The following is a 26,945-nucleotide window of genomic DNA, read 5'->3' as shown; positions in this document are numbered from 1 at the left end:
TCGGTTCATGATCGTTTCTTCGGCGCGCGGTATTGCTGGCCCGTTCCGGCCCTGCAAATCCAGATTGTTCATTGGGCTCACGGCGCTATGGGGTTTGCCTGGCATGACGGCTGCGCTGGAGCTTGGTGAGGGATTTGACCTGGCTGCGCTGACGACCCACGGCATAGACCCCCAGGTCTCCGATTACTTTCGCAGTGCGGCGCGCTTTCGTGAAGGTATTCAAGTGGTGGGATTGCGCGTCAATGGCAACCCCCTTGGGCTGGTTGATGCTCGGTTCGATTCGCAGGGAGGGCTGTGTTTCACTCCCGGATTGCTGGAGAAGGCGGGGTTGGTAAAGCCTCGGGAGATCATTCGAGAAGGCGCCACACCCGACCAGGCGTGTCATGACTTCCTCGGTGCGTTCCCGGCGACCATGGTGCGCTTGCGCCCCGGTACTGACGAAGTGGCGCTGGTGGTGCCGACCCAGGCTTTGCGTGAACCCGAATGGGAGAGCGGGCGTTCTTCCCGGGGCGGCGCGGCCGCGTTGTTCAACTATGACGTACTGGGTTATGACAGCCACTCGCGTAGCGGCCCGACCCGGTTCGTGTCGGCCTATACCGAAGCGGGCTTCAACCTGGATGACTGGATTGTTCGCAGTCGCCAGTTCTATGTGTCCGACAACGGCCATACCCGTACCGAGCACTTGCATGCCTATGCCCAACGGGATATCGCCGCGTTGCAGTCGACCTTCCAGGTGGGCCAGCTCTCCAGTAATAACCCGCTGTTTGGCGGGATCCAGCTGTCCGGCTTGCAGTTCTCCCCTGATGGGCAGTCCAGGGCCCCGGCGGGCGGCAATAATGCGGTGGTCGAAGGCCTGGCCCAAAGCCAGTCGCGAGTTGAAGTGCGCCAGTCCGGGGTGTTGATCCACAGTACATTGGTGCCCGAAGGGCCGTTTCGGTTGACTGGGGTACCGCTGCTCAATGGCACCAGTGACCTTGATGTCAGTGTGATTGACGTGCGTGGCGCCAGGCGCAGTTTTGTCGTGCCGGCGGCTTCGTTCGCGGGTGCTGCCCCATCGGCGCCGGGCTATTACTTTTCGATTGGCCAGCTGCGCAAAACTGCAGGTGAAGAGGGGCCATCACCGGTGGTCGCCATGGGCAGTGGCACCTGGGGGCTGGGGCGCGATGCGTCTGCGGGTTTTGGCTTGTTGAGTACCGATGACTATTGGGCCGCAGGTGGCACTCTGAGCAGTGTATTTTTCCAGCGGATCTCTGTGAGCGCACGACATAACCTGTCCCGAGACAGCCACAACGCGGTGTCCGGGTCACGCAGCAGCGTCTCCGTGAGTAGCCCACTGGTTGCCGATCTAGATGTCAACTTAAGTGCAACCACCCAGACGCGCGGTTATCGCGAGGTCACTGAGGCAGGTCGGTCGCTCAGGGGCGATGAGCTGAACTCGCACTTCAAGAACCAATACACCGCGGGCATGAGCTGGGCCGACCCCACACTGGGCATATTTTCGCTGAACTACACTCGCAGTGCTCAATTTGGCGGGCAGACGAGCGAGCACGTATTCGCCTCCTGGAATAAGTCGTTCGGTCGCGTCGATGTCGCATTTATCGCGGACTCGCAAGTGGGCGGTACGCGGGCCCGCCGAGACGCCCCACTGGATGGCAGCCGGCGTGACAGTGCCTTGGATCACGACTTGTCCTTGCGGTTGCAGGTCAGCGTGCCGCTGGGCGGGGATCGGCGTGTGAGCAGCTTCACGAGCCGCCGTGGGGACCACTTCACTGCGGGTACCGCGCTCAGCGAAAGGGTCAACGAGTATGTGAATTACGAAGTCGGCATCGAGCGTGACATGCGGGCCCGGGAGCAGTCAGTGCGCGGGCGGGTGGACCTGTTGCCGCGCTATACCCAAGTGGGCCTGGGCGTCAGCCGCGATTCCCTGGGCACCAGCTATACCGGGCAGTTGCGGGGCGGTGCAGTGGCGCATGAAGGCGGGGTGACCTTATCGCCTTATAGCGTGCAAGACACGTTCGGCATCGTCTCGGTCGGCGATATCGGCTCCGCAAAAATCCAGACGCCGCAAGGCCCTGTCTGGACCGACTTCAACGGCCAAGCGGTGATCGCGGGCTTGCCGGCCTACACCAACAGCCGAGTCGAAGTGCAGACTCAATCCTTGCCCAAACGAGTGGACCTGAAAAACGGCACCCAAGTGCTTACGGCGGGCCGAGGTTCGTTCAATACCGTGGATTTTGACGTAGTGAAAGTACGCCGAATGCTGGTGACTGCGAGCGATCAGCACGGCCGACCGTTACCTCAGGGCGCCTCGGTATTGGGCAAGGGCAACCGCTTTCTCACCAGCGTAGTAGGTGAGGGCATGATTTTCCTCAACGACGTTACGGAGTCGCAAAGCTTGCGGGTTTCATTGCCGGACTCTTCCACTTGCCTACTGCACATTGACTCTGAGGCCAAGCCTGACAATGACAAATTTTATGAAGCCGCGTCGGCGGTATGCCGAGGTGATTAAAAAGGCCCTGAGCCCGCCCTTGGCGCTGTTTTGCACACTGCTGGCGCCGCTTGATGCGATGGCTGAAAACTGCCACCTGTCGCTGGGCCAGCCGCGTATCGACTATGGCCAGATACGCAGGGATGGCCTGGTTGAAACCACTACCGTGGTACTGGCAACCCGCTCGTTGAGTGTCAATGTACTCTGCGCCGAGCCTGCGGCCATGGCGTTGCGTTTTGTTGGCGCGGCAGCCGATGGGCAGGGATTTCGGTTCGGTCGCGAGGGGCATTTGCGGCTGAGTATCAAGCATGCCCAGGTAGATGGGCGTACCGTCGGGTGGTCGGCCGGCCACGTGCCAGGTGAGGCGGACGGAGGCCAGTTGTTGCCCGGCCAGGTTTTGGTGGCTCGAGCAGTAGGGATGCCGGTGGTAGGGCGGCGACTCACCGCCCAGGTCGATATCGATACCCAATTGCCCTTCGATGCCTTGTCGGTGCGCAGGGAGACGCACCTGGAGGCACGGGGCATTTTTGAACTGGTCAGCCCGGCTGTTCAACCGAGCCAATGAAGTTGGCGAGCTCTACGGTACCAGGGTTGGCAAACAACACCTTCGGGTCGCCGGTTTCATGCACTTTGCCTTGGTGCATGAACACCACTTTGTCGCCAACTTCCCGGGCAAAGCGCATTTCGTGGGTGACCATGATCAGCGTCATGCCGTCCTGGGCCAGTTGACGCACCACGCTGAGCACCTCATTGACCAACTCCGGGTCCAGGGCCGAGGTAATCTCATCGCACAACAGCACCTTGGGTGACATGGCCAGCGCGCGGGCAATGGCGACCCGCTGCTGCTGACCACCGGACAGCCGATCGGGGAAGGCGTCGAACTTCTCGCCCAGCCCAACGCGTTCGAGCATTTGCCTGGCCAACTGTACCGCTTTGGCCTTGGGCACTTTTTGCACCACTTGCGGTGCCAGCATCACGTTTTCGCCGACGCTCAGGTGCGGGAACAGGTTGAACTGCTGGAACACCATGCCGACTTTCTGCCTCAGGCTGCGCAGGTCGGCGCGGGCGGCATCAAGGTATTCGCCATCGACTTCGATCACACCGTCATTGATCGACTCCAGGCCATTGAGGGTACGCAGCAAGGTGGACTTGCCCGAGCCGCTGCGGCCGATGATCGCCACAACCTGGCCTTCTTCCACCGTCAGGTCGATGCCCTTGAGGACGTGATGATCGCCGTAATACTTATGCAGGGCGGAAATTCTAAGCAGAGGCATGCAGTCTCCTTTCCAGGTAGCGCGCACTGAGGGACAAGGGGTAGCAGAGCAGGAAATAACCGAGGGCCACCAAGCCGTAGACCATAAACGGCTCGAAGGTGGCGTTGGCGAGCATGCCGCCGGTCTTGGTCAGTTCGGTGAAGCCGATGATCGAGGTCACGGCGGTGCCTTTGACCACCTGCACCGAGAAACCCACCGTTGGCGCAACGGCAATGCGCAGCGCTTGGGGCAGGATCACAAAACGCAGTTGCTCAAAAGGGTTCAGGGCCAGACTGGCCGAGGCTTCCCATTGGCCATGGGCGATGGAGTCCACGCAACCGCGCCAGATTTCGGCCAGGTAAGCGCTGGTGAACAGGGTCAATGCGATTGCAGCTGCCAGCCAGGGCGATATGTCCACGCCAAGCAGGGCAACGCCGAAAAACACCAGGAACAACTGCATCAGCAAGGGCGTGCCCTGGAACAGTTCGATATAGGTGCGGGCAATATTGCGTGGGAAAGCTTTGCGGCTGATGCGCATCGTCATCACCAGCAGGCCGATCAGGCCACCGCCCACAAATGCTACCAGTGACAGCAGCAGGGTCCACTGCAGGCCAGTGAGCAGGTTGCGCACGATGTCCCAGAGGGTGAACTCACTCATCGACTGTTCCTCATCACAAACCGCCGGCCGAACCAGTTGAGCAGTTGGCGAATCATCAGCGCCATGCACAGGTACACCAGGGTGGTCAGGGCATAGGTTTCAAAGGCACGGAAATTACGCGACTGGATAAAGTTGGCGGCAAAGCTCAATTCTTCGGTGGCGATCTGCGAACACACCGCCGAACCGAGCATCACAATGATGATCTGGCTGCTCAGGGCCGGCCACACCTTGCCCAGCGCCGGTAGCAGTACCACGTGACGGAACGCTTCGAAGCGCGTCATCGCCAGCGCGGCGGCGGCTTCCAATTGCCCGCGCGGGATGGCCTGGATCCCGGCGCGGATGATCTCGGTGGAGTACGCCCCCAGGTTGATCACCATTGCCAGCACAGCGGCTTGCCACTCGGTGATTTTCAACCCCAGGGACGGTAGGCCGAAGAAAATAAAGAACAACTGCACCAGAAACGGCGTGTTGCGGATCAATTCGACATACACACCAAAAATCCATGCAAACGGCTGGATCTTCCACGCCCGCACCACGGCACCGACGGTGCCCAGTGCAACCCCAAGGATGGCGCCGATGGCCGTCAGTTCAAGGGTAAACAACGCGCCGCGCAGCAGCAGGTCGGTATTGGCCAGCACCGGCACAAAGTCGAATTGATAGGCCATCGTTCAACTCCGCTTCAGAGGTCAGCAGGCAGCGGTTCTTTGAGCCACTGCAGCGCGTTTTTTTCCAGGCTGCCGTCCGCCTTGGCCGCAACCAGGATCTGGTTGACCTTCTCCAGCAACGCCGGCTCGTTCTTGTTCACGCCTACGTACACCGGCGAATCCTTGAGCTTCACCTTCAGCGCGGGGACGCGTTTGGGGTTGCGTTCGCTGATTGCGACCATGACCACGTTGCCGCTGGCGATCAGGTCGACCTGGCCGGCCAGGTAAGCGGCGATGGTTGAGTTGTTGTCCTCAAAGCGCTTGATCGTGGCTTCCTTGGGCGCCACGGCGGTCAGTTCGATATCTTCGATGGCGCCGCGGGTTACGCTGATGGTCTTGCCCTTGAGGTCGTCGATCGTGCTGATTGCCGCCTCGGGTGGGCCGAACACCGCGAGGTAGAACGGCGCGTAAGCCTTGGAGAAATCAATGACCTTTTCGCGTTCGGGGTTTTTGCCCAGGCTGGAGATCACAAGGTCCACCTTGCCGGTGGTAAGGAACGGAATGCGGTTGGTGCTGTTGACCGGGGTCAGTTCCAGCTTGACCTTGAGCTGGTCGGCCAGCAGCTTGGCGGTGTCGATGTCCAGGCCACGTGGCTGCATGTTGGGGCCGACCGAACCAAACGGCGGGAAGTCCTGGGGCACGGCGACCTTGAGGGTGCCACGGGCGACGATATCGTCCAGACCATCAGCCTGGGCGGGTGCCTGGCTCAGCATCAGGCTGGCAAACAGGGCAGTGAGCAGGGCGCTGTAGCGCTTGGTCATGGCAACTCTCCGAAAAAGGCGAAGGAATTTTCTGAGTTTGCTCAGTGCACAGCCCATGCCAGCTCTCTCGGAATGGTCTGTAAGGCACGGATTCGTTGAAGTGCCATGGTCTTACTGGTCTGAACAGTTGCGAGATTTTTCGCACCCTTTTCGAGCGCCGTAAAAAACGCACGGGCCCCTTTGGGGCGTGGCTTGCCGACAGACTTCAATAGCTTTACAACTAGCTCTTCAGCTGACGGGAACCTTGAGTTTTTTATGAATTCCATTGCCCAAGCCGTACCGGAAGCGGCCTTGCAAGCCATCCGCAAACTGATCAAGGAGCAAGGCTTCGGGCCGGGCGACGCATTGCCTTCGCAACGCGATTTGGCGATACGGTTGGGCGTGAGCCGGGCGTCGTTGCGCGAGGCCTTATCGTCCTTGAGCGCATTGGGTGTGGTCAGTGTGCAGCCGGGCAAGGGCGTGTTCGTGCTGGCGCCGGACCCGCCATCCGAGCTCGCCTGGCCGTTTGCGGCGCAGGCCACACCGCTGGACATCTTCCAGCTGCGTTACGCGCTTGAAGGGTTCGCTGCGGGTTTGGCGGCAGTCACATTGACCACGAACGAGCTCGATAGCCTGGAAGACAATGTCGAGGCGATGCGCAAGGTCCTCAAAGCGGGTGACTTCGAAGCCGCCGCCCGGCTGGACTTTGAATTTCACCAGCGCATCCTGTTGGCCAGCGGCAACCAGGCCATGGTGAGTATTCTCAGTGCCAGCGCCGAGGTGTTTCTGGAGAGCCAGAAACTACCGTTCATCCGGCCGGAGCGAGCCATGGAGACCTGGCAGGAGCATCGCAAAATCCTGCGCGCCTTGGCCCGGCGCAGCAGTGCGGCAGCGCAGAAAACCATGCAGGAACACGTTCGCAATGCGGCGTTGCGAACAGGCATCGTGTTTGTGACTGCCGTGACGCCATGAGTTGGCTATATCCCCACTCATGCAACGCCATAGCAAGACTCAATCAGAGGCGGCTTCCTGAACGAGGGAAGGGCAGCTATGATGGGCAACGTTTTTTTTGCTTACAATCCGGAGACATCCATGAGCAACGATCTTATCAAGCACGTCACCGACGCGACCTTTGAGGCCGAAGTACTCAAGGCTGCTGGCCCGGTGCTGGTTGACTACTGGGCTGAATGGTGCGGCCCTTGCAAAATGATCGCTCCGGTTCTGGACGACATTGCAACCACCTACGAAGGCAAACTGACCATTGCCAAACTGAACATCGACGAAAACCAGGAAACCCCGGCCAAGCACGGCGTGCGTGGTATTCCGACCCTGATGCTGTTCAAGAACGGCAACGTCGAGGCCACCAAGGTTGGCGCGCTGTCCAAGTCGCAACTGGCTGCATTCCTCGACGCGAACATCTAAGCGTCGTCAAAAAAGCCCCGAAAATCTCGGGGCTTTTTCGTAAAGCAGGGCTAGACGCTCCGAAACTCAGGTGGTACATTCGGCCCCGCACTGGTTTCTCCACTGCCCCCTGCAAGCCGTCGCCGACGCATTCCTTTTCGATTAGTACGCGATCCTGTCGCCTTCTCTGCGGCGCGGCCTCATTAAGCCAAAAGCTTAATTTCCCCCCTCCATAAATGATTACGTCATTCCTATATGAATCTGACTGAACTCAAGCAAAAGCCGATTACCGACCTGCTCCAACTGGCCGAAGAAATGGGCATAGAAAATATGGCCCGTTCGCGCAAGCAGGACGTGATTTTCTCCCTGCTCAAGAAGCACGCGAAAAGCGGCGAGGAAATCTCCGGTGATGGCGTGCTGGAGATTCTCCAGGACGGCTTCGGCTTCCTCCGCTCCGCAGACGCTTCCTATCTCGCCGGCCCAGACGATATCTATGTCTCGCCGAGCCAGATCCGTCGTTTCAACTTGCGCACCGGTGACACCATCGTTGGCAAGATCCGTCCTCCGAAGGAGGGCGAGCGGTATTTCGCCCTGCTCAAGGTCGACACGATCAACTTCGATCGCCCCGAGAACGCGAAAAACAAGATTCTCTTCGAGAACCTGACCCCGCTGTTCCCGACCGTGCGCATGAAGATGGAAGCCGGTAACGGTTCCACCGAAGACTTGACCGGTCGTGTGATCGACCTGTGCGCCCCGATCGGCAAAGGCCAGCGTGGCCTGATCGTCGCGCCGCCGAAAGCCGGTAAAACGATCATGCTGCAGAACATTGCAGCGAACATCGCCCGTAACAATCCTGAAGTTCACCTGATCGTACTGTTGATCGATGAGCGCCCGGAAGAAGTGACCGAGATGCAGCGCACCGTGCGCGGCGAAGTGGTTGCCTCGACGTTCGATGAGCCGCCAACCCGCCACGTGCAGGTAGCCGAAATGGTGATCGAAAAGGCCAAGCGCCTGGTCGAACACAAGAAGGACGTGGTGATCCTGCTCGACTCCATCACCCGTCTGGCCCGTGCCTACAACACTGTGATCCCGAGCTCCGGCAAGGTATTGACCGGTGGTGTCGATGCCCACGCCCTGGAGAAACCGAAACGTTTCTTCGGCGCCGCGCGCAACATCGAAGAAGGCGGCTCGCTGACCATTATCGCCACCGCGCTGGTTGAAACCGGCTCGAAGATGGACGAAGTGATCTACGAAGAGTTCAAGGGTACCGGCAACATGGAGCTGCCCCTGGACCGTCGCATTGCTGAAAAGCGTGTGTTCCCGGCGATCAACATCAACCGCTCCGGCACTCGCCGCGAAGAGTTGCTGACCGCTGACGACGAGCTGCAGCGTATGTGGATCCTGCGCAAGCTGCTGCACCCGATGGACGAAGTGGCTGCCATCGAGTTTCTGATCGACAAGCTGAAAACCACCAAGACCAACGACGAGTTCTTCCTGTCGATGAAACGCAAGTAATACAGCGTTTCAGGTCCAAAAAAATGGCGCCCTTAATGGGGCGCCATTTTTTTTGCGTCGAGATTCTGCGATTTTTGTGGCATAAGTATCCGTTAAGTAACAAAAATTGACGCGTGACTTCGCTCATCCCTTTCGTCGCAGACTGACCACATTCTTATGACCACCCTTGCTTACCGCAGAGACATCGATGGCCTGCGTGCCATCGCTGTCCTTGCAGTCGTGTTGTTCCACTTTGGTGTCCCTGGCATTACTGGCGGTTTTGTTGGCGTTGACGTCTTCTTCGTCATCTCGGGCTTCCTGATTACGTCAATCATCTGGCGAGAGCGTCAAGCTGGACGCTTCAGTTTCATCGACTTCTGGGCTCGCCGTGCCCGACGTATCTTGCCCGCGCTGTTTGTGATGATCGCCGCGACACTGGCAGTGGGTTGGTTTCTGTTGGCGCCCAAGGACTATGAGGAGTTGGGGCGTTCGGCGCACTATCAGGTGACGTTTACCTCCAACTTGCTGTTCTCGCGTCAGCATGGCTATTTCGATGTCTCTTCAGACATCAAACCCTTGTTGCATACCTGGTCGCTGGCGGTAGAAGAGCAGTTCTACATTTTCTTCCCGCTGCTGCTGACATTACTCTCAAGCCGCTTGAAGCACTGGCGCCTGGCGCTGTTTGCGGTGTTGCTCGGGTCTTTTGGCATGAGCGTCTGGGCGGTTCAGCATGAACCGCAGAAAGCCTTCTTCCTCTTGCATCTGCGAGCCTGGGAGTTGCTGGCCGGTGCCATGCTGGCGGTGCTGCCCATGCGTGAATGGCGGGCCTCACCGGCCTTGGCGCAAGGTGTCAGCCTGGCCTCAATGGCGCTGATCCTGATTGCCGTATTGGGTTACGACGCGAAAACGCCCTTTCCGGGGGCCACCGCGCTGTTGCCCGTGCTGGGTGTGGTCGGTTTGATCTGGGCCAACGGGCAGCAACACACCTGGGTCGGGCGCCTGTTGAGCACCCGGCTAATGGTAGGGATCGGGCTGATTTCCTATTCCTGGTACCTCTGGCACTGGCCGGTGTTCGTGTATGCCAACTATGCCGCGGTGGATGGCTTGAGCCCTCTGGAACTGGCCGGGCTGATGCTGCTTTCGCTGGTGCTGGGCTATCTGTCCTGGCGTTTTGTGGAAACGCCGTTCCGGGAAAAGCGCTTGCTGGCTCCGCGCAAGGCGATCCTGGCGGCGGCAGTCGTCGGCATCTTGGGCCTGGGCTTCACTGGCCTTGCGATACGCGAAGCTGACGGCGTTCCTTCGCGCTTGTCCGAGCAGGCGTTGCGCTTTGCCCAAGCCAAGAAGTGGAGCCCGGACCTGCTGGCGTGCATGGCCGACAAAGATACGCCCGATGAGCGTCTGTTCTGCCATTTCGGCCCGAAAGGCCAATCGGTTTCAGCGCTGGTATGGGGTGATAGTCACGCTACGGCGCTGATACCCGCACTCAAAGAGGGCGCTGATCGCCACGATATCAGCCTGGTTGAGGCCAGTTTTGCCGGCTGTATACCGCTCGATGGCTTGGAGAATATTGCCCGGTGCGCACATTTCAACCATCGCGTCGAAAAGGCCATGGCCGAGCAGGCATTCAGCGATGTGGTGTTGGCCGCCCGCTGGAGCCTGTATGTGTACGGGCAAATGTCGGGTGACAAGGAGCATGCGCTAAAGGACCCCGGCACTGGCCAGTACGTGCGTGCTGTCGCCGAGCAACGCTTCGCCCAAGGCTTGCGCGAACGCATCCAGGGTTTGCGTGCTGCCGGCCATAAGGTCTGGCTGGTCAAGGAAGTGCCGCTGCAGGAAATCATCGTGCCTTACCGTCTCAGCCGATTGGCGATGATGAACCGGCCCGTGAGTGGTGAAGGGCTGGCCGTGGCCGAGCATGTGAAGCGCCAGGCGTTCATCACGCAATTGTTTGACGAACTGGCGGCTGCCGACAGTGGTGTCGCGGTGCTGGACCCTGCGCCCCTGCTGTGCGGCGCCGATGGTTTGTGCCGGGTCGAACTCAATGGTCGCGCGCTGTATACCGACGATAACCATCTGTCAGACGTGGGGGCGCGACACATTGAAGCCTTCCTTGAGCCATTGTTCAGTTCGTTGCAATCACGCGGCTTGACGGCCAATTAAGCTGCCAGCCGCCCTCAGAGCAGGTAGGATGTACGCCTATTTTACGGGTGGCATGTTTAATGAAATTCAAGGATCTTCGGGATTTCGTGCAGCAACTTGAGCAGCGCGGAGAGTTGAAACGTATCCAGATGCCGATTTCTCCGGTACTGGAAATGACTGAGATTTGCGACCGCACCCTGCGCAACAAGGGCCCGGCGCTGCTGTTCGAAAACCCGACCGGCTTTGATATCCCGGTGCTGGGCAACCTGTTCGGTACGCCCGAGCGCGTAGCCTTCGGCATGGGTGCCGAGTCGGTCAGCGAGCTGCGCGAGATCGGCAAGTTGCTGGCGTTTCTCAAGGAGCCCGAGCCGCCCAAGGGCTTGAAGGACGCCTGGTCGAAGCTGCCGATCTTCCGCAAGATCATTGCCATGGCCCCCAAGGTGGTCAAGGACGCGGTGTGCCAGGAAGTGGTCATCGAAGGCGATGATGTCGACCTGGCCATGCTGCCGGTGCAGACCTGCTGGCCCGGCGACGTCGGCCCGCTGATCACGTGGGGCCTGACTGTCACCAAAGGCCCGAACAAGGATCGTCAGAACCTCGGCATCTACCGTCAGCAAGTCATTGGCCGCAACAAGGTGATCATGCGCTGGCTGAGCCACCGTGGCGGCGCACTCGATTTTAGAGAGTGGTGTGAAAAACACCCAGGCACGCCGTTCCCGGTGTCCGTGGCCCTGGGGGCCGACCCGGCGACCATTCTCGGCGCCGTGACACCTGTGCCCGATAGCTTGTCCGAATACGCCTTCGCCGGCCTGCTGCGCGGCAATCGCACCGAGTTGGTCAAGTGCCGCGGTAACGACTTGCAGGTGCCGGCTACCGCCGAAATTATCCTTGAGGGCGTGATTCACCCGGGTGAGATGGCCGATGAAGGCCCTTACGGCGACCACACCGGCTATTACAACGAAGTCGACAGCTTCCCGGTGTTCACCGTCGAGCGCATTACCCATCGGGTCAAACCGATCTACCACAGTACCTACACGGGTCGTCCACCCGATGAGCCGGCCATTCTCGGTGTGGCGCTCAACGAAGTGTTCGTACCGATCCTGCAGAAGCAATTTCCGGAAATCACCGACTTCTACCTGCCGCCCGAGGGCTGTTCGTACCGCATGGCCATCGTGACCATGAAGAAGTCGTATCCGGGCCATGCCAAGCGCGTCATGTTGGGTGTGTGGTCGTTTTTGCGACAGTTCATGTACACCAAGTTCGTTATCGTGACCGACGACGACATCAATGCGCGGGACTGGAACGACGTGATCTGGGCCATCACCACGCGCATGGACCCCAAGCGCGATACCGTGATGATCGATAACACGCCGATCGACTACCTCGACTTTGCCTCGCCGGTATCGGGCCTGGGTTCGAAAATGGGCCTGGATGCCACCCACAAGTGGCCGGGTGAGACCACCCGCGAGTGGGGCCGGGTGATCGTCAAGGATGAAGCCGTCACCGCGCGTGTCGATGCGATCTGGAAAGAATTGGGAATAGATTGATGCGTGTAACCCTGCAACCTTCCGGCGCTGTACTGGAGCTGGTCCCTGGCGAACGAATCCTCGAAGGTGCACGCCGCCTGGGGTACGAATGCCCCCAGGCCTGCCGCAATGGCGTGTGCCATGTGTGTGCGGCGTTGCTGGTGGAGGGCCGGGTAAGCCAAGCCGGTGAAGTGCGCGACCATGGCGAGTTCTATACCTGCATCGCCGAGCCGCTGGAAGACTGCATTGTGTTGTGGGATGGCGTACTCGCGCCAGGAGAGTTGCCGTTGCGCAAATTGTCATGCCAATTGATCGAGTGCGTGGAAGTCGGCGGCGATGTCTGGCGTGTGCGCCTGCGCGCCCCGGCCGGTAAGGCGGTGCGTTATCACGCCGGGCAATACTTGATGCTCGAACGGGAGAACGGCGAGAAATCGGCGTTTTCCCTGGCTTCTGCACCCCATGCCGGGCGTGAGTTGGAGCTGCATGTGCTGGTGCGCGAGGACAGTGCGCGCAACCTTATCGAACAATTGCAGCGCAACCAGATGGCCCGTGTGGAACTGCCGTTCGGTGACACCCACCTGGCCGAGTTGCCGGACGGACCACTGGTGCTGATGGCCGCCGGTACCGGTATGGCGCAGATGCACAGTCTGATCGAGCACTGTCGCGCTTCGGGCTTCAAGCACCCGGTGCACCTGTACTGGGGCGTAAGGCGCCCGGAAGATTTCTACCAGATCGAGCACTGGGATCAGTGGCTGCAACTGCCCAATCTGTTCCTGCACAAAGTGGTCAGCGACCTCTGTGGCTGGGAAGGGCGCTGCGGTTTGCTGCACGAGGTGGTGTGCGAAGACATTGCCGACCTCAATAGCGTGCATGTCTACGCCAGTGGTTCGCCAGCAATGATCTACGGCACCCTGGATGCATTGGTCGACGCCGGTATGGATGCGCACCGTATGCGCGCTGACGTGTTTGCCTACGCCCCACGGCCCTGAAGTGTTGCGCTGAATAATGTGGGAGCTGGCTTGCCTGCGATAGCGGTGGGTCAGTGTCTCATTTGCCGACTGGCGCACCGCTATCGCAGGCAAGCCAGCTCCCACAGGGGACAGTGTCGTGTCAGAAGCGTAAGCCAGTCGTCACCATTGCTGCATTGAACCCCAGCAATACCAGCTCTGCCGCGACCGGCCCGTAATGGGTACCCACGGACGGAATGATCACTGGCGCTACGCCAAAACGATTCAACGGGATCTTGTCGCGATACTCGCCGCGATAGCCCTGGATCAACCCACCGGTCAACTTCGCATACACCGGGTAGTCGGCCATGTCATAGCGCTTGCCCGCATAGGCGTAGTACGAGCGTTGGCGGAACGAGTTGCGAAAGGTCACCCCGCCATACACCAGGCCCGACGCCTCATTGCGCTCCAGGCCGATCAGGTCCTGTTTGTTGTTGTGTTGCGGGTCGGGTGCAAAGTGCCGGGTGTAGACGCTTGTCTGGGCGTACCAGAAGCCTCTGTCGTCAGTCGCCGTTGGCGTTTCGCTAGCCAGTGCAGTGGTGGCCTGGGCAAGCAATAACAGGCCAGGCAATCGGAATTTTTTCATGGCGACCTCGGTAGTCGATTTGATGAACGGCTAAGTGGGTCGTTACAGGCGCGCCAGTTTGACGGCTTGGCACGCGCCCAGGCTGAACCGGGGCTGAAATTACCGGGATTAGCCGCGTGGATCCTGACGAATGGGCGAGCGTGCTTATGCTTTTGCTTATTCTTTTAAGGTATTTATTCTGGCTGATGAATATCTTTAAGCTATATCGCAACGGACTACCGACTTCACCGACCATAACCAGATACTGACCGCCACCGCCCGCCAGCCGGATCGATCGTACGAACTTCGCGCACTGCAGTTCTATTTTTGATTCAAAGGGGAGCGGTATGGGGAGCTACAGGAAACACGCGCTATACACGGCGATTTTGTCGGCCAATTTGCTGACCGTTGTGGGATTCAATCCAGTTCTGGCAGACGAAACTTCTGCGGTTGATGCACCTAAACTCGACACTGTGATCGTCACCGGCACCCGCGCCCAAGAGCGCACCGCCAGTGCATCGCTGTCGCCAATCGACGTAATCTCCGGTGAAAACCTGCGCAGTACCGGCTCCGATGAGCTGGGTGCCGTATTGGCGCGGCTGATACCGTCGATCAACTTCCCCCGGCCAAGCCTGGTGGACGGGGCCGAACTGGTGCGTCCGGCGCAGTTGCGCGGCTTGTCGCCGGATCAGGTGCTGGTGCTGGTCAACGGCAAGCGCCGCCATACCAGTGCCTTCGTCAACCTGGGCGGTGCGGTTGGGCGCGGTTCGGCCCCGGCAGACTTGAATGCCATTCCGCTGTCGGCGGTGGACCATATCGAGGTGCTGCGCGACGGCGCTTCTGCCCGTTACGGCTCCGACGCGATCGCCGGGGTGATCAACGTGATCCTCAAAAACGCCGACCATGGCGGCTCGGTGTCCAGCAAGTTTGGCGAGTACAAAAAGGGTGATGGCATCCAGCGTAATGTCAGTGGTAATACGGGCCTGGCATTGGGCGACAATGGCTTTATCAACCTGTCTGCCGAAGGCGCCGACAACGACTACACCAACCGCGCCGGCGACGATTACCGCCCAGGCAGTATTGGCTCCACCACCTACGGCCAGCGTGTGTTCCGCCAGGGTGAGCCGGCCACCAATGAAGGCAAGTTCCAGTTCAATTCAGAATATTCCTTCAGCGATGCAGCCGAGTTCTACACCTTCGGTGGCTACAGCAAGCGCCGCGGTGAAACAGCGGCGTTCTACCGGGCCAGCAACGCCTCCAATAACATTGCCGCACTCAACCCCAACGGCTACCTGCCGCTGATCAAGGGCAACCTGGAAGACACTTCTCTGGTGGTGGGCTTGCGCGGCCTGCTGGCCTACGACTGGCATTACGACCTGTCGGCCAACTACGGCAAGAACCAGTACGAACTGGGGACTGAAACCATCAACACCTCACTGGGCCTGGCAACGCCGCGTAAATTCAACAACGGCACCCTGAGCAACGATCAGAAGCAAGTCAGCCTGGACCTGTCCCGTGAGTTCGATGTGGGCTTTCTGCCGTATCCGGTCTCTGTGGCGTTCGGCGGTGAATACCTGCATCAGGGCTATGAAATCGAGGCGGGCGAGCCAGCGTCCTATTACCAGACCGGCAGCTCCGGCCTGGGCGGTTTCCGCGATGCCGATGCCGGCACCAGCACGCGGCATAACTGGGCACAGTACCTGGACCTGGAAACCAACTTCACCGAAAAACTCAGCGCCTCGGCCGCCGTGCGCCATGAGGATTACAGTGACTTTGGCTCCAACGTCAGCGGCTCGCTGTCGGCCCGCTACGACTTCACCCCCCAGGTGGCCTTACGCGGCAGCATCTCCAACGGTTTCCGTGCGCCGTCCCTGGCCCAGCAGAATTTTGCCTACACCTCATCGCAGTTGATCGGCAGCACCGTCCAGGAAGCCGGCACCTTCCCGGCCAACAGCCAGGTGGCACGCCTGCTCGGTGCCGAGGACCTCAAGGCCGAGAAGTCGCGCAACTACAGCCTCGGCCTGGTGCTGGAGCCGGCCGATGACCTGACCGTCACGCTCGATGTGTACCGCATCGACATCCGCGACCGCATCAGCCTGTCGTCTAACCTCAATCTCAACCCGGCCACGGTGGCTTACCTGCAAGCCAATGGCGTCGGCAATATCAACTACACCACGGCCCGGTACTTCACCAACGCCACGGACACCAGCACCGATGGGGTCGACCTGGTGGCCAATTATCGCTACCAGTTCGATAACGGCATTCGCTGGAACAGTACCGTGGGCTACAACTACAACCACACCAAAGTCACCGACGTGAAAGCCAACCCCGCGATTCTCGATAGCCTGGGGGCCAACCTGGTGCGAGTGGACCGCCGCGAACGTATCGGTTTGCTGGGCGATACCACGCCCCAGCACAAACTGAGCCTGGGCAACGACTTCACCTTCGGTAATTGGGCGCTGCACACTAACCTGGTGCGCTATGGTGAGTTCACCAGTTATCAGGCGGACAAGGTCAACGACCAGACCTTCAAAGCCGCCTGGGTGCTGGACCTGTCGGCGGATTACAAGCTCAAGAACTGGACCTTTACCCTGGGCGGCGACAACGTCACCGATAAGTACCCGGAAAAGGTTAACGCCTTCGCCAGCAGCGGCGGCAATCTCGCCTACAGCACTTTTTCGCCGTACGGTTACAGCGGCGCGTTCTATTACGGTAAAGTCGCTTACAACTGGTAACACACAGGAGGCGCACCGCTTTTCGCCATGACCGCCATTGAAACCGATCTTTTGCAGTTGGCTTACCCTCCGCGGCTCGATCTTGGGCCGCAACTCACTCACGAACAATTAATGAGCTCGATGCAGGCCACTATGGCCCGGCACAAGGGTGGGCCAGTGTGGCTGTTTGCCTATGGTTCGCTGATCTGGCGCCCTGAATGTTCGTCGACCGAACGGGTGCGCGCACGGGTTCATGGTTATCACCGCGGCTTGTACCTGTGGTCCCACGAGCATCGGGGCACGCCGGAGTTGCCGGGGTTGGTGTTCGGGCTGGATCGCGGCGGGTCCTGCAGCGGGTTTGCCTACCGCTTGCCGGAGGACCAGTTGGAGGCCTCGCTTTACGCCCTATGGCAGCGTGAGATGCCTTACCCCTCGTACCGGCCGCACTGGCTCAGTTGCCGATTGGAAGATGGCAGCACCGTGCAGGCGTTGGGGTTTGTTCTGGAGCGGCACTTGCCCAGCTATGCCGGCAACTTGCCCGATATTGTGCTTAATCATGTGCTGCAAAGCGCTTGCGGGCGTTACGGCACGACTCGCGATTATGTCGAGCAGACCGTGAACGCCCTGCGTAGCCACGCCATGCCAGATAAAAACCTGGAGGCGCGGCTCAAGCGTTGTGCCAAAGATTGCTCTGCCGATTAACGCGCCGAGCTGACGCTGTTGGTGTGCCACAGCGTGGGGATCAGAAACGCGATCGCCAGTACACAGGCACCAATCAGCAGCACGAAACCACCGTCCCAGCCGAAATGGTCAACCGTGTAGCCCATGGCCGCACTGGCTGCTACCGAACCGCCCAGGTAACCGAACAAGCCGGTGAAACCCGCAGCAGTGCCGGCGGCTTTCTTCGGTGCCAGCTCCAGCGCCTGCAGGCCGATCAGCATGACCGGGCCGTAGATCAGGAAGCCGATTGAGAACAGCGCAATCATGTCGATCATCGGGTTGCCCGGCGGGTTGAGCCAGTAAACCAGGGTCGCCACGGTGACCAGCGCCATGAACACGATGCCGGTCAGGCCGCGATTGCCACGGAAGATTTTGTCCGACATCCAGCCGCACAGCAGCGTGCCCGGGATGCCTGCCCACTCGTAGAAGAAATACGCCCAGGACGACTTGTCGACCGTGAAGTGTTTGGCTTCTTTCAAATAGGTCGGCGCCCAGTCCAGGACGCCGTAGCGCAACAGGTAGACGAACACGTTGGCGAAGGCGATGTACCACAGCATTTTGTTGCGCAGCACGTACTTGACGAAGATTTCCTTGGCGCTGAATTCGTCTTCGTGGCTGGCGTCGTAGCCTTCCGGGTAATCGTTCTTGTACTTCTCGATAGGCGGCAAACCCACCGATTGCGGGGTGTCACGCATGGTGATGAAGGCAAACGCCGCGACCGCCAGGGCCACGGTGGCCGGCACATAGAACGCGGCGTGCCAGTCGTTGAACCAGGCCATGCCCAGCAGGAACAGCGGGCCGATCAGACCGCCGCCGACGTTGTGCGCCACGTTCCACACGGACACCACGCCGCCGCGCTCTTTCTGCGACCACCAGTGCACCATTGTCCGCCCACTCGGCGGCCACCCCATGCCCTGGGCCCAGCCGTTGATGAACAGCAAAATGAACATCATGGTCACGCTGGACGTTGCCCAAGGTGCGAAACCGAAAATGAACATCACCCCCGCTGAAACCAGCAGGCCGAACGGCAGGAAGTAACGTGGGTTGGAGCGGTCGGACACCAGCCCCATGAGGAACTTGGACAAACCGTAGGCAATCGCAATCGCCGACATCGCCAGGCCCAGTTCACCACGGGTGTAACCCTCGTCGATCAAGTAGGGCATGGCCAGGGAGAAGTTTTTGCGCAGCAGGTAGTAGCCGGCGTAACCGAAGAAAATACCAGCGAAGATCTGCCAGCGCAGCCGTCGGTAGGTACTGTCTATTTTTTCTTCAGGCAGAGGCGCCTGGTGTGCGGCAGGTCGAAAGAAAGCAAACATTCAAGAGCTCCAAATTTCTTGTTTTGACTGCGGATGCGAATGTTACAGTTTCGTTACCGAAAATAGCATCGCCTCTTATCTGCAAATACAGGAAACGAGAGCAATTGCATGTTCTTTTACGAACATGTCGTAAATAGATAAGTTGTGGTCGTAATCCGTTCTCTTGAACACCGAGGATCAAAATATGGGAGGGGGCTTGCTCCCGATAGCGGTGTGTCAGTCACCGGAGATATTGACTGACACACCGCTATCGGGAGCAAGCCCCCTCCCACAAGGATCGCATTTCAGATCAATCAGCGTGTCTGGACGACGACCTTACCCACTGCCTTGCGTTGCCCCAGATCATTGATCGCCTGGGCCGCCTGCTCCAGCGGATACACCTGCGACACCAACGGCTTCAGCTTGCCCTCGCCATACCATGTGAACAACTGCTGAAAATTCGCCGCGTTATCCTGGGGCTGACGCTGGGCAAACGAGCCCCAGAACACGCCGACCACCGCGGCGCCTTTGAGCAACGCCAGGTTCACCGGCAGTTCAGGAATGCGCCCGCTGGCAAACCCCACCACCAGCAGGCGGCCGTTCCAAGCGATGGCGCGGATGGCTTGGTCAAACAGATCGCCGCCCACCGGGTCGTAGATCACATCGGCGCCATTGCCGTCGGTCAGGCGTTTGACCTCGTCCTTGAGGCTGGCTTCGCTGTAGTTGATCAGCTCATCGGCGCCGGCCGCCTTGGCCACCGCGAGTTTGTCGGCGCTGCTGGCGGCGGCGATCACCCGGGCGCCCATGGCCTTGCCGATTTCCACGGCGGCCAGGCCCACGCCGCCAGACGCGCCGAGTACCAGCAGGGTTTCGCCCGATTGCAGGTTGGCCCGTTGTTTGAGCGCGTGCATTGAGGTGCCGTAGGTCATGCTGAAAGCGGCGGCGGTATTGAAGTCCATGCTCGGCGGAATCGGCAGCACGTTATAGCCAGGCACCGCGACCTGCTCGGCAAAGCTGCCCCAACCGGTCAACGCCATTACGCGGTCACCGACCTTCAAGTGGCTGACTTTCTCACCCACCTCGCTGACCACGCCCGCCGCTTCGCCACCGGGTGAGAATGGAAAGGGCGGCTTGAACTGGTACTTGCCCTCGATGATCAGGGTATCCGGGAAGTTCACCCCGGCTGCGTGCACGTCCAGCAGGATCTCGTTCTTCTTGATCGCAGGGCTGGCGATCTCTTCCAGCACCAGGGTTTCGGCGGGGCCGAAGGCTTTGCACAGCACAGCTTTCATCGGACTATTCCTTTTGGCATCGTGGCCGATAAGTGTAGGAGGGTACGCCCGCGGGTCAACGAGCATGCCCGGGCCTGATAAGCCGCCATAAGCTTGTGCTCAGCCTTGCTAGCGTTATGCTACTGGGCAACCGAATTCGAGGAATGAACTGTGAAAGCGTGGATCCTGTTGATGCTGGCCCTGACGTTGCCGATGGCTGTCCAGGCCGAAGAGGCCAAGGAAGGCGAGGCGCCGAAGGTCAGCTATATCAGCCTGACGCCGCCATTCGTAGGCAACTATGGCCTGGATGGCACGGCGAAGCTCAAGGTGTACAAAGCCGACATCGCCCTGCGCGTGACCGGCACCGAAGCAGCCGCGGCGGTCAAAGCCAACGATCCGTTGATTCGTAACCAACTGGTGGCGCTGTTTACCCAGCAGACCAGCGAGGCCATGAGTACGGTCGAAGGCAAGGAAAAGCTGCGTCAGGAAGCCCTGAAACAAACCCAGCAAGTGATGAATGACGAGACCGGCAAGCCGATGGTGGAAGATTTGCTCTTCAACAATCTGATCATCCAGTAAAGCCGGCGCTTAGCGCCATTCGCGAGGTCCTGCCAGGCGTCTCAGGAAGCCAGGCTCTTGCGAAACCGCGCCAACGCCACCGCAAAAAACACCAAGCCAATCGCCGTCAGGGCCAGCAAGTCTGGCCACACCACGCTCAACCCCGCATCCCTGAATAGAATCGCTGCACTCAAGCTCACAAAATGCGTCGATGGCGAGCCCTGCATCACCCACTGCAACCATTCGGGCATGCTATCCAGCGGCGTGCTGCCGCCAGAGAGCAACAGCATGGGAATGATCACCGGGATCGCCAGCAGGCCGAACTGCGGTGTCGAGCGGGCGAGGGTGGCGAGGAAGATCCCCAGTGCGGTACTCGCAAACAGGTACAACGCCGTCACCAGCAGGAACAGGCTCAACGACCCGGCCAATGGCACGCCGAGCAAGCCTTTGACCACCAGTTCCAGGGACAGCCACGTACACAACACCACCACCAGCATGTTGCTCCAGATTTTTGCCAGCATGATCTCCAGCGCGGTCAGGGGCAGCACCAGCAGGTGGTCGAGGGTGCCGTGCTCGCGTTCGCGCAGCAGGGCGGTGCCGGTCAGCACGATGGCGAGGATGGTGATGTTGTTGACGATCTGGATCACCGCCAGGAACCAGCCACCTTCCAGGTTGGTATTGAACAACGCCCGAGTGGTCAGCAGGGCCGGGGCTTTGCCGGCAGCGTCGGCCTGGCCGCTGTAGGTCAGCAGTTCGCGTTGGAAAATCCGCCCGATGTAACCGGCGCCCATGAAGGCCTGGCTCATTGCCGTGGCATCGACGTTCACCTGCACGCCCGGCTGGCGCCCCGCCAGCAGGTCGGCCTGGAAATTCGCCGGTACATTGACGACGAAGGTGTACTGGCCGCTGTCCATGACCTTGTCCAGCTGGTCGTAGGCCAGTGGCGCCGGCGCTTGGAATTCTGGTGGCTGCAGGGCCTCGGCCATTTGTCGCGAGAGCGCACTGTGATCTTCATCGACAAAGGCCACGCTGGCGTTGTGCACGCCAATCACCGAGCCGGCAGCGGGCATGTAGATCGCCACGGTGAAGGCGTAGAACAGAAATAGCAGCAACACGCTGTCGTGGCGCAGGCTGGTGAGTTCCTTGAGCCCCAGGCGCAGGATATGGGCGAGCTTGTGCATCAGGCCTCCTGCTTCTTGAGCATCACCAGGCTCAGCCCGGTGAAACCGACGAAAAACCCGAACAACGCCAGGCACTGCGGCCACAACTGGCGCAGGTCCAGAGCCTTGGTGAAGGTGCCCACCGCAATATCCAGGAAGTGCCCGGCGGGGAACAGCATGCCCATCAGTGCCGCCGCGCCTTCCAGGGAGGAGCGCGGCACGATCAGCCCGGAAAACTGGATAGTCGGCAGGCTGGTGATGATCATGGTGCCGAGGATCGCTGCGATCTGGGTGCGGGTGAATGCCGAGATCAACAGGCCCATGCTCGTGGTCGCCAGCACGTACAACAGGCCACCGAAAGCCAGGGTCAAGCCGCTGCCTTTGAACGGTACACCGAACAACCAGCGGTTCATCGCCACCAGCAGCGCCAGGTTGACCAGGCTGACGACCAGATAGGGCGCCTGTTTACCCAACAGGAACTCCAGGCGCGTCAGTGGTGTGGCATAGAAGTTGGTGATCGACCCCAGCTCCTTCTCGCGCACAATGCCGAGGGCGGTGAGCATGGCCGGAATGAACGCCAGGATCAGCGCCATCACGCCAGGGCCAATGGCATTCACGCTGACCACGTCCTGGTTGTAGCGAAAGCGTGTTTCAAGCTTGACGGCGGCCCGGTTGTTCAAGGGTAAGCTACTGAGTTCAGCCAGTTGCGCAAGGTTGCCCTGGTGCACGGCCTCCACGTAGTTGCGGCTGGTTTCAGCGCGAAACGGCATGCCGCCGTCGAGCCAGGCCGCGACGGTGGGCTGGCGGCCGGCGTAGAGGTCACGGCCAAAGCCGGGTGGGATCTCCAGGGCCAGCTTGATTTCCGAACGTTGCAGGCGCCGGTGCAATTCGTTGGCGTCGCGAATGGGTGCTTGCTCGGCGAAATAGCGCGAACTGCGAAATGCCTCTAGATAGGCGCGGCTTTGCGGGGTCTGGTCCTGGTCGTAGACGGCGAAGGCGAGGTTTTCCACGTCCAGGGAAATCCCGTAGCCGAAGATCACCATCATGAACATCGCCCCGAGCAGGGCGAAGGCCATGCGTACCTTGTCGCGCAGCAGCTCCTTGCCTTCGCGGCTGGCCACGGCTAACCACCGCGCCAGGCTGAAGCCGTGTTTGCTCGCGGGCGGCGCGTGGGCATCGTTGACCGTTGCACGGGGCGCGCTGGATTCGGGTTCGCCCTGGGCCTGCTCCAGGCAGGTGACGAAAGCCGCCTCCAGGGTATCGCCTTGGAACTGCTGTTGCAGCGCCTCGGGCGTGTCGCAGGCCAACACCTTGCCGGCGTGCATCAAGGAGATGCGGTCGCAGCGCTGGGCTTCGTTCATAAAGTGGGTGGACAGGAAGATGGTCACGCCTTGTTGGCGCGACAACTCGATCAGCAACCGCCAGAAATCATCCCGTGCCGCCGGGTCGACACCCGAGGTGGGCTCATCGAGGATCAGCACTTCCGGGCGATGCAGCACCGCAACCGCCAAGGACAAACGCTGGCGCAGGCCAAGGGGTAACTCGCCGGAGGGCTGTTCGGCCACTTCACCCAGGTCGAAACGTTGGATCAGTTCATCAATGCGCGGACCGCTGTCGGCCTTGGGCAAGTCGAACAGTTGCGCATGCAGCACCAGGTTCTGGCGCACGCTCAGTTCGCCATACAGCGAGAAGCTCTGCGACATGAAACCTACGCGCTTGCGGGTCGCCAGGTCCTTGGCGTCCACCGGCTTGCCCAGCAGGATTGCACTGCCCTCGGTGGCCGGCATCAGCCCGGTCAGCACTTTCATGGTGGTGGTCTTGCCGCAACCGTTGGAACCGAGGAAGCCGAAGATCTCGCCGCGGCCAATGGCAAAGCTGACCTTGTTCACCGCGGTGAAATCGCCAAAGCGCAGGGTCAGGTCGTGGGCTTGAATGGCGATATCGGCGTTGCCGCCTGTGCGCGGTGGAATTACCAGCGGCTGGCTGTCGTGAGCACTGTCGCCCTGGAAGTGCGTGAAGGCCTCATCCAGCTTGCCGCTGGGCGTTATCGCCGCCAGTTCGCGGCTCAGTCCATCGGCGATCAACCTGCCACGGTCGAGCATCAGGCAATGCTCGAATTGCTCGGCCTCTTCCATGTAGGCGGTGGCCACCAGCAGTGTCAGTTGCGGGCGCTCACTGCGTACGCTATCTACCAGCTCCCAGAAACGCCGGCGGGACAGCGGGTCGACGCCGGTGGTGGGTTCGTCGAGGATCAACAGGTCCGGATCATGGATCAGCGCGCAGCACAGGCCGAGCTTCTGCTTCATACCGCCGGAGAGCTTGCCTGCCGGGCGCTCGGCAAAACGTGCGAGGTCGGTGGCGAGCAGCAGGTTGTGCATGCGCTGGTCGCAATCGGCTTTCGACAGGCCGAACAAGGTGGCGAAGAAACGGATGTTCTCGCTGATGGACAGCTCGGGGTACAGATTGCCGCCCAGACCCTGGGGCATAAAGGCGATGCGCGGGTACAGGCTGTTGCGATGGCGACGGTCTTGGATAGAACCGCCGAGCACCTGCAACTGGCCCACCTGCAGCTTCTTAACCCCGGCGATCAACCCCAGCAGGCTCGACTTGCCGGCGCCGTCCGGGCCGATCAACCCGCAGCGGGTGCCAGCCGGCAGGCTGAAGGCAATGTCGAGCAGTGCCTGTTGCTTGCCGTAGCGGTGGTTGATCCCCGTGGCGTGCAGCGCCAGGCCGCTCATTGCAGGTTGGCCGGCCAGTCGATATCGGCTGTGCGCACATAGCCTGCGCCGGGCATGCCCGGCTTGGCTTGTGGCACGGCGCTGGGCTGAGTCAGGCGCAATTTGACGCGGAACACCAGTTTCTGTCGCTCATCGCGGGTTTCGACTTCCTTGGGAGTGAACTGGGATTTGGCCGCGACAAAACTGATTTTGGCCGGCAGCGCTTGCTGGGGCAGGGCGTCGAGCAGGATGCGCGCTTCACTGCCGACGGTCAGGCGGCCGGTGACGGATGCGGGCAGGTAGAGATTCATGTACTGGTCATTGGGGTCAATCAGCAGCAACACGCGACCACCCGCGCCGAGCACTTCGCCCGGCTCGGCCAGGCGCAATTGGATGATGCCGTCGATGGGCGCACGCAGGCTGCTGTCGTCGATTTCGCTGGTGAGTTGGGCCACCTGGGCCTGGGCTGCGCCGATGGCGGCCTTCACCGCGTTGACCTGGGCTTGGGCGGCGATCACTGCCGCGTTACCGGTGTTCTGGCGCGCCTGCTGCTGGTCGATCAATTGGCTGCTGGCGAAGCCGCGCCGGTACAGCTCTTGGGTGCGCTTGAGTTCCTGGCTGGCCAGCAGTTGCTCGCTTTGGCGCAACTGCACGTTGGCTTCAGCAGAGGCGAAGTTTTCCCTGGCGCGTAACACCTCTGCTTCGGCCTGGGCGCGCTGGGCTTGCAGGGTGCGGGTGTCCATGCGTGCCAGCAACTGGCCCTTGAGCACTTTGTCGCCTTCATCCACGTGCACTTCGGCCAGGCGCCCGGGGATCTTGGCGGCGATTTGCACTTCGGTGGACTCCAGGCGCCCATTGCCCATGCTCAAGCCCTCGGGCAGGCGGTCCTGGGTCGAACGCCAGTAGCCAAAGGCCCCCGCCCCCAGCAAGAGGACGATCAGGGCGATGGCGAACAGACGGGACGTATGGTGGTTCGTAGACATGGCTGCATCCTGCGGCGTTAGCGTCCAGTGTGATGGGTTTGGCCCGTGAGGGTCTTGATATCGGTCAGTTAAAGCAGCTGAAGGATGGCCGCCCATTGTTCAGGCGTGACCGCCATGACCGAAAGCCGGCTGCCTTTCTGCACCAGCGGCATTTCGGCAAGAGCGGTTTGCTGCTTTAGATAGCCCAGGCCCAGCACCTTGGGGAGGGTGTTGACGTGGCCCACGGTGATGGCACTCCACGGATTTTTCTCCGCACTGGCCTTGGCGTCGAAGTAGTGGCTGTCCGGTTCCAGCGCTGTAGGATCCGGGTAGGCGGCCTCGACGATTTTGCCGATGCCGGCAATCCCTGGCTCCGGACAGCTGGAGTGATAGAAGAAAAACTCATCGCCCACCGCCATGGCGCGCAGAAAGTTGCGCGCCTGATAGTTGCGCACCCCATCCCAGCGGGCTTCGCCGAGCTTTTCCAGGTCCTTGATGGACAATTCGTCAGGCTCGGATTTCATCAGCCAGTAGGCCATTTTTGGGCTCCTGAAAAAGGCATTGGGCAAGTTGTCGGGCAATTGCATGACAAACCGACAGTCGGTTGGCGTCAAGGTTTGCGTGTTGGTTCACGTTACCGCAGAATGCGCGCTTTTAGGCTTGGCGCAGCTGCAACGGACTACTTTGGAACGTTGTTGTCATCGTGTACGAGGTGCCTGAAGGGGGGCAATCGATGCAACGTAAACCGGATTTACTATGGATTTTGGTTATTTTGTTTGGTCTGGGCGTTGTGACCACCGGGTATGCCCAGAGCTTGTGGTCGAACAAGGCCGACGCACCGGTTGAACTCTCGCCAGTGCAGCAACAATTCAAGCGTTAATAAGGCTTCAAGGCGTCGCTGGTTCCAGCGACGTTTGTGCAACATACCAGTGCTTATCGGTGACAGTGCCCGCCAGCGGCACGTCCCAACTTGCCTGCGCCAAGCGGTCTACCTGCTGACATTCATGGGCCAACCCCAGCAAGGTCGGCTTGCGCCAGCTTTTGCGCCTGGCCAGGTAGGCCAGGCTGCGGTCGTAGAATCCGCCACCCATGCCCAGGCGTCCGCCTTCGCTATCGAACCCCACTAACGGCAACAGCACCAGGTCGAGCGCCCAGACTTTGCGCTGCTGGTGGACATTGACCCGCGGCTCAAGAATGCCAAAGCGGTTGGGCGACAACGTATCCCCAGGCCGCACGCGCTGGAACACCATCTTGGTGCGCGGCCAGGCACTCAGTACCGGCAGATAGGTGGCCTTGCCACGGCGCTGCGCCGCGCGCAGCAGCAGGCGCGGATCGATTTCGCCGTCCGTCGGCAGGTATAAGGAAATATGTTTGGCCCGGCGAAACAGCGGGTGCTGCGCCAGTTGCCGGTACAGGCCAAGGGCGGCCTGGCGCTGCTCGCTCGGCGTGAGGGCACGGCGGGCCTTGCGCAACATGCGTCGAAGTTGCGGACGGGACAGCGGCGCAGGTTCGGTCATGGCTTATCGGCTCATAAAACAATGCCAGTCCTGGGACTGGCATTGAGTTTGGGAAT

The 26,945-nt window shown here is 60.4% G+C and carries 24 protein-coding genes; 12 read left to right on the top strand and 12 right to left on the bottom strand.

Features of this window, described 5'->3' with window-relative positions:
• Positions 1–7: 7 nt before the first annotated feature.
• On the top strand, positions 8–2,509 hold the full coding sequence (locus FW800_RS12055) for a fimbria/pilus outer membrane usher protein (protein WP_446437711.1): 2,502 nt from the start codon (positions 8–10) through the stop codon (positions 2,507–2,509).
• Positions 2,475–3,053: a hypothetical protein gene (locus tag FW800_RS12050; RefSeq protein WP_446437710.1), complete on the top strand. Its 579-nt coding sequence runs from the start codon at positions 2,475–2,477 to the stop codon at positions 3,051–3,053. The genes FW800_RS12055 and FW800_RS12050 overlap by 35 nt, the downstream gene beginning before the upstream one ends.
• On the opposite strand, the gene FW800_RS12045 is transcribed toward FW800_RS12050, so the two are convergent.
• From FW800_RS12045 to FW800_RS12030, 4 genes are read right to left on the bottom strand one after another with little or no spacing between them, the layout of a single operon-like run.
• A complete protein-coding gene (locus FW800_RS12045) occupies positions 3,025–3,762 on the bottom strand; it encodes an amino acid ABC transporter ATP-binding protein (RefSeq protein WP_032878805.1) in 738 nt (245 codons plus the stop codon). The genes FW800_RS12050 and FW800_RS12045 overlap by 29 nt on opposite strands.
• Positions 3,749–4,399 carry an amino acid ABC transporter permease gene (locus tag FW800_RS12040; protein ID WP_032878807.1) on the bottom strand — a complete coding sequence of 217 codons (651 nt, stop codon included), beginning with the start codon at positions 4,397–4,399 and terminating at the stop codon, positions 3,749–3,751. The genes FW800_RS12045 and FW800_RS12040 overlap by 14 nt, the downstream gene beginning before the upstream one ends.
• The gene (locus tag FW800_RS12035) at positions 4,396–5,064 is read right to left on the bottom strand and encodes an amino acid ABC transporter permease (RefSeq protein WP_446437709.1); all 669 of its coding nucleotides are present in this window, start codon (positions 5,062–5,064) and stop codon (positions 4,396–4,398) included. Before FW800_RS12035 ends, FW800_RS12040 begins: the two co-directional genes overlap by 4 nt.
• Before the next feature lie 14 nt (positions 5,065–5,078).
• Positions 5,079–5,864, bottom strand: a complete 786-nt coding sequence (locus FW800_RS12030) for a transporter substrate-binding domain-containing protein (protein WP_446437708.1) — start codon at positions 5,862–5,864, stop codon at positions 5,079–5,081.
• Between the two features lie 255 nt (positions 5,865–6,119).
• Between FW800_RS12030 and FW800_RS12025 the strand changes: the two genes are divergently transcribed.
• The 6 genes from FW800_RS12025 (at position 6,120) to FW800_RS12000 (ending at position 13,392) form a co-directional block, all read left to right on the top strand.
• Positions 6,120–6,815: a FadR/GntR family transcriptional regulator gene (locus FW800_RS12025; protein WP_446437707.1), complete on the top strand. Its 696-nt coding sequence runs from the start codon at positions 6,120–6,122 to the stop codon at positions 6,813–6,815.
• Between the two features lie 120 nt (positions 6,816–6,935).
• Entirely contained in the window at positions 6,936–7,265 is a 330-nt protein-coding gene (trxA, locus tag FW800_RS12020) for a thioredoxin TrxA (RefSeq protein WP_032881181.1), read from the top strand.
• A 234-nt stretch (positions 7,266–7,499) separates the two neighbouring features.
• Positions 7,500–8,759, top strand: a complete 1,260-nt coding sequence (gene rho / locus FW800_RS12015) for a transcription termination factor Rho (protein ID WP_003176825.1) — start codon at positions 7,500–7,502, stop codon at positions 8,757–8,759.
• A gap of 156 nt (positions 8,760–8,915) precedes the next feature.
• Complete coding sequence (locus FW800_RS12010; RefSeq protein WP_446437706.1) at positions 8,916–10,898, top strand: acyltransferase family protein; 1,983 nt, start codon at positions 8,916–8,918, stop codon at positions 10,896–10,898.
• A 59-nt stretch (positions 10,899–10,957) separates the two neighbouring features.
• Entirely contained in the window at positions 10,958–12,424 is a 1,467-nt protein-coding gene (gene ubiD, locus FW800_RS12005; protein WP_446437705.1) for a 4-hydroxy-3-polyprenylbenzoate decarboxylase, read from the top strand.
• Positions 12,424–13,392 carry a CDP-6-deoxy-delta-3,4-glucoseen reductase gene (locus tag FW800_RS12000; RefSeq protein ID WP_032878813.1) on the top strand — a complete coding sequence of 323 codons (969 nt, stop codon included), beginning with the start codon at positions 12,424–12,426 and terminating at the stop codon, positions 13,390–13,392. The genes ubiD and FW800_RS12000 overlap by 1 nt, the downstream gene beginning before the upstream one ends.
• Before the next feature lie 121 nt (positions 13,393–13,513).
• Here FW800_RS12000 and FW800_RS11995 read toward each other — a convergent pair whose 3' ends face one another.
• Entirely contained in the window at positions 13,514–13,996 is a 483-nt protein-coding gene (locus FW800_RS11995) for a sn-glycerol-3-phosphate transporter (protein ID WP_446437704.1), read from the bottom strand.
• Between the two features lie 326 nt (positions 13,997–14,322).
• On the opposite strand from FW800_RS11995, the gene FW800_RS11990 reads away from it, so the two are divergent.
• Positions 14,323–16,710: a TonB-dependent receptor plug domain-containing protein gene (locus FW800_RS11990; RefSeq protein WP_446437703.1), complete on the top strand. Its 2,388-nt coding sequence runs from the start codon at positions 14,323–14,325 to the stop codon at positions 16,708–16,710.
• Between the two features lie 27 nt (positions 16,711–16,737).
• Positions 16,738–17,391, top strand: a complete 654-nt coding sequence (locus FW800_RS11985; protein WP_032878816.1) for a gamma-glutamylcyclotransferase — start codon at positions 16,738–16,740, stop codon at positions 17,389–17,391.
• Here the strand turns inward: FW800_RS11985 and glpT are convergent.
• A complete protein-coding gene (gene glpT, locus FW800_RS11980; protein WP_032878817.1) occupies positions 17,388–18,725 on the bottom strand; it encodes a glycerol-3-phosphate transporter in 1,338 nt (445 codons plus the stop codon). The genes FW800_RS11985 and glpT overlap by 4 nt on opposite strands.
• Positions 18,726–19,018: 293 nt before the next feature.
• The gene (locus FW800_RS11975) at positions 19,019–19,996 is read right to left on the bottom strand and encodes an NADPH:quinone oxidoreductase family protein (protein ID WP_446437702.1); all 978 of its coding nucleotides are present in this window, start codon (positions 19,994–19,996) and stop codon (positions 19,019–19,021) included.
• Positions 19,997–20,146: 150 nt separating this feature from the next.
• On the opposite strand from FW800_RS11975, the gene FW800_RS11970 reads away from it, so the two are divergent.
• Positions 20,147–20,554 (top strand): flagellar basal body-associated protein FliL, encoded by a 408-nt coding sequence (locus FW800_RS11970; RefSeq protein WP_005792398.1) that lies wholly within the window; start codon positions 20,147–20,149, stop codon positions 20,552–20,554.
• 41 nt (positions 20,555–20,595) lie between these two features.
• Here the strand turns inward: FW800_RS11970 and FW800_RS11965 are convergent, their stop codons facing one another.
• From FW800_RS11965 to FW800_RS11950, 4 genes are all read right to left on the bottom strand, one after another.
• Positions 20,596–21,714, bottom strand: coding sequence for an ABC transporter permease (locus tag FW800_RS11965; RefSeq protein WP_446437701.1), 1,119 nt, complete (start codon positions 21,712–21,714; stop codon positions 20,596–20,598).
• A complete protein-coding gene (rbbA, locus tag FW800_RS11960) occupies positions 21,714–24,431 on the bottom strand; it encodes a ribosome-associated ATPase/putative transporter RbbA (RefSeq protein ID WP_446437700.1) in 2,718 nt (905 codons plus the stop codon). The genes FW800_RS11965 and rbbA overlap by 1 nt, the downstream gene beginning before the upstream one ends.
• Positions 24,428–25,393 carry an HlyD family secretion protein gene (locus tag FW800_RS11955; protein WP_446437699.1) on the bottom strand — a complete coding sequence of 322 codons (966 nt, stop codon included), beginning with the start codon at positions 25,391–25,393 and terminating at the stop codon, positions 24,428–24,430. Before FW800_RS11955 ends, rbbA begins: the two co-directional genes overlap by 4 nt.
• A 68-nt stretch (positions 25,394–25,461) precedes the next feature.
• Entirely contained in the window at positions 25,462–25,911 is a 450-nt protein-coding gene (locus FW800_RS11950; protein WP_446437698.1) for an EVE domain-containing protein, read from the bottom strand.
• A 194-nt stretch (positions 25,912–26,105) separates the two neighbouring features.
• Here FW800_RS11950 and FW800_RS11945 point away from each other — a divergent pair, with 194 nt between their 5' ends.
• A complete protein-coding gene (locus tag FW800_RS11945) occupies positions 26,106–26,252 on the top strand; it encodes a hypothetical protein (protein WP_005792392.1) in 147 nt (48 codons plus the stop codon).
• Positions 26,253–26,259: 7 nt separating this feature from the next.
• Here FW800_RS11945 and FW800_RS11940 read toward each other — a convergent pair whose 3' ends face one another.
• Positions 26,260–26,889 carry a 5-formyltetrahydrofolate cyclo-ligase gene (locus FW800_RS11940; protein ID WP_446437697.1) on the bottom strand — a complete coding sequence of 210 codons (630 nt, stop codon included), beginning with the start codon at positions 26,887–26,889 and terminating at the stop codon, positions 26,260–26,262.
• Positions 26,890–26,945: the final 56 nt, after the last annotated feature.

This window comes from Pseudomonas sp. 910_23, from assembly GCF_052850795.1.
Note: the sequence above shows the minus strand (reverse complement) of the source record. Positions and strands in the feature narration are given on the sequence as shown.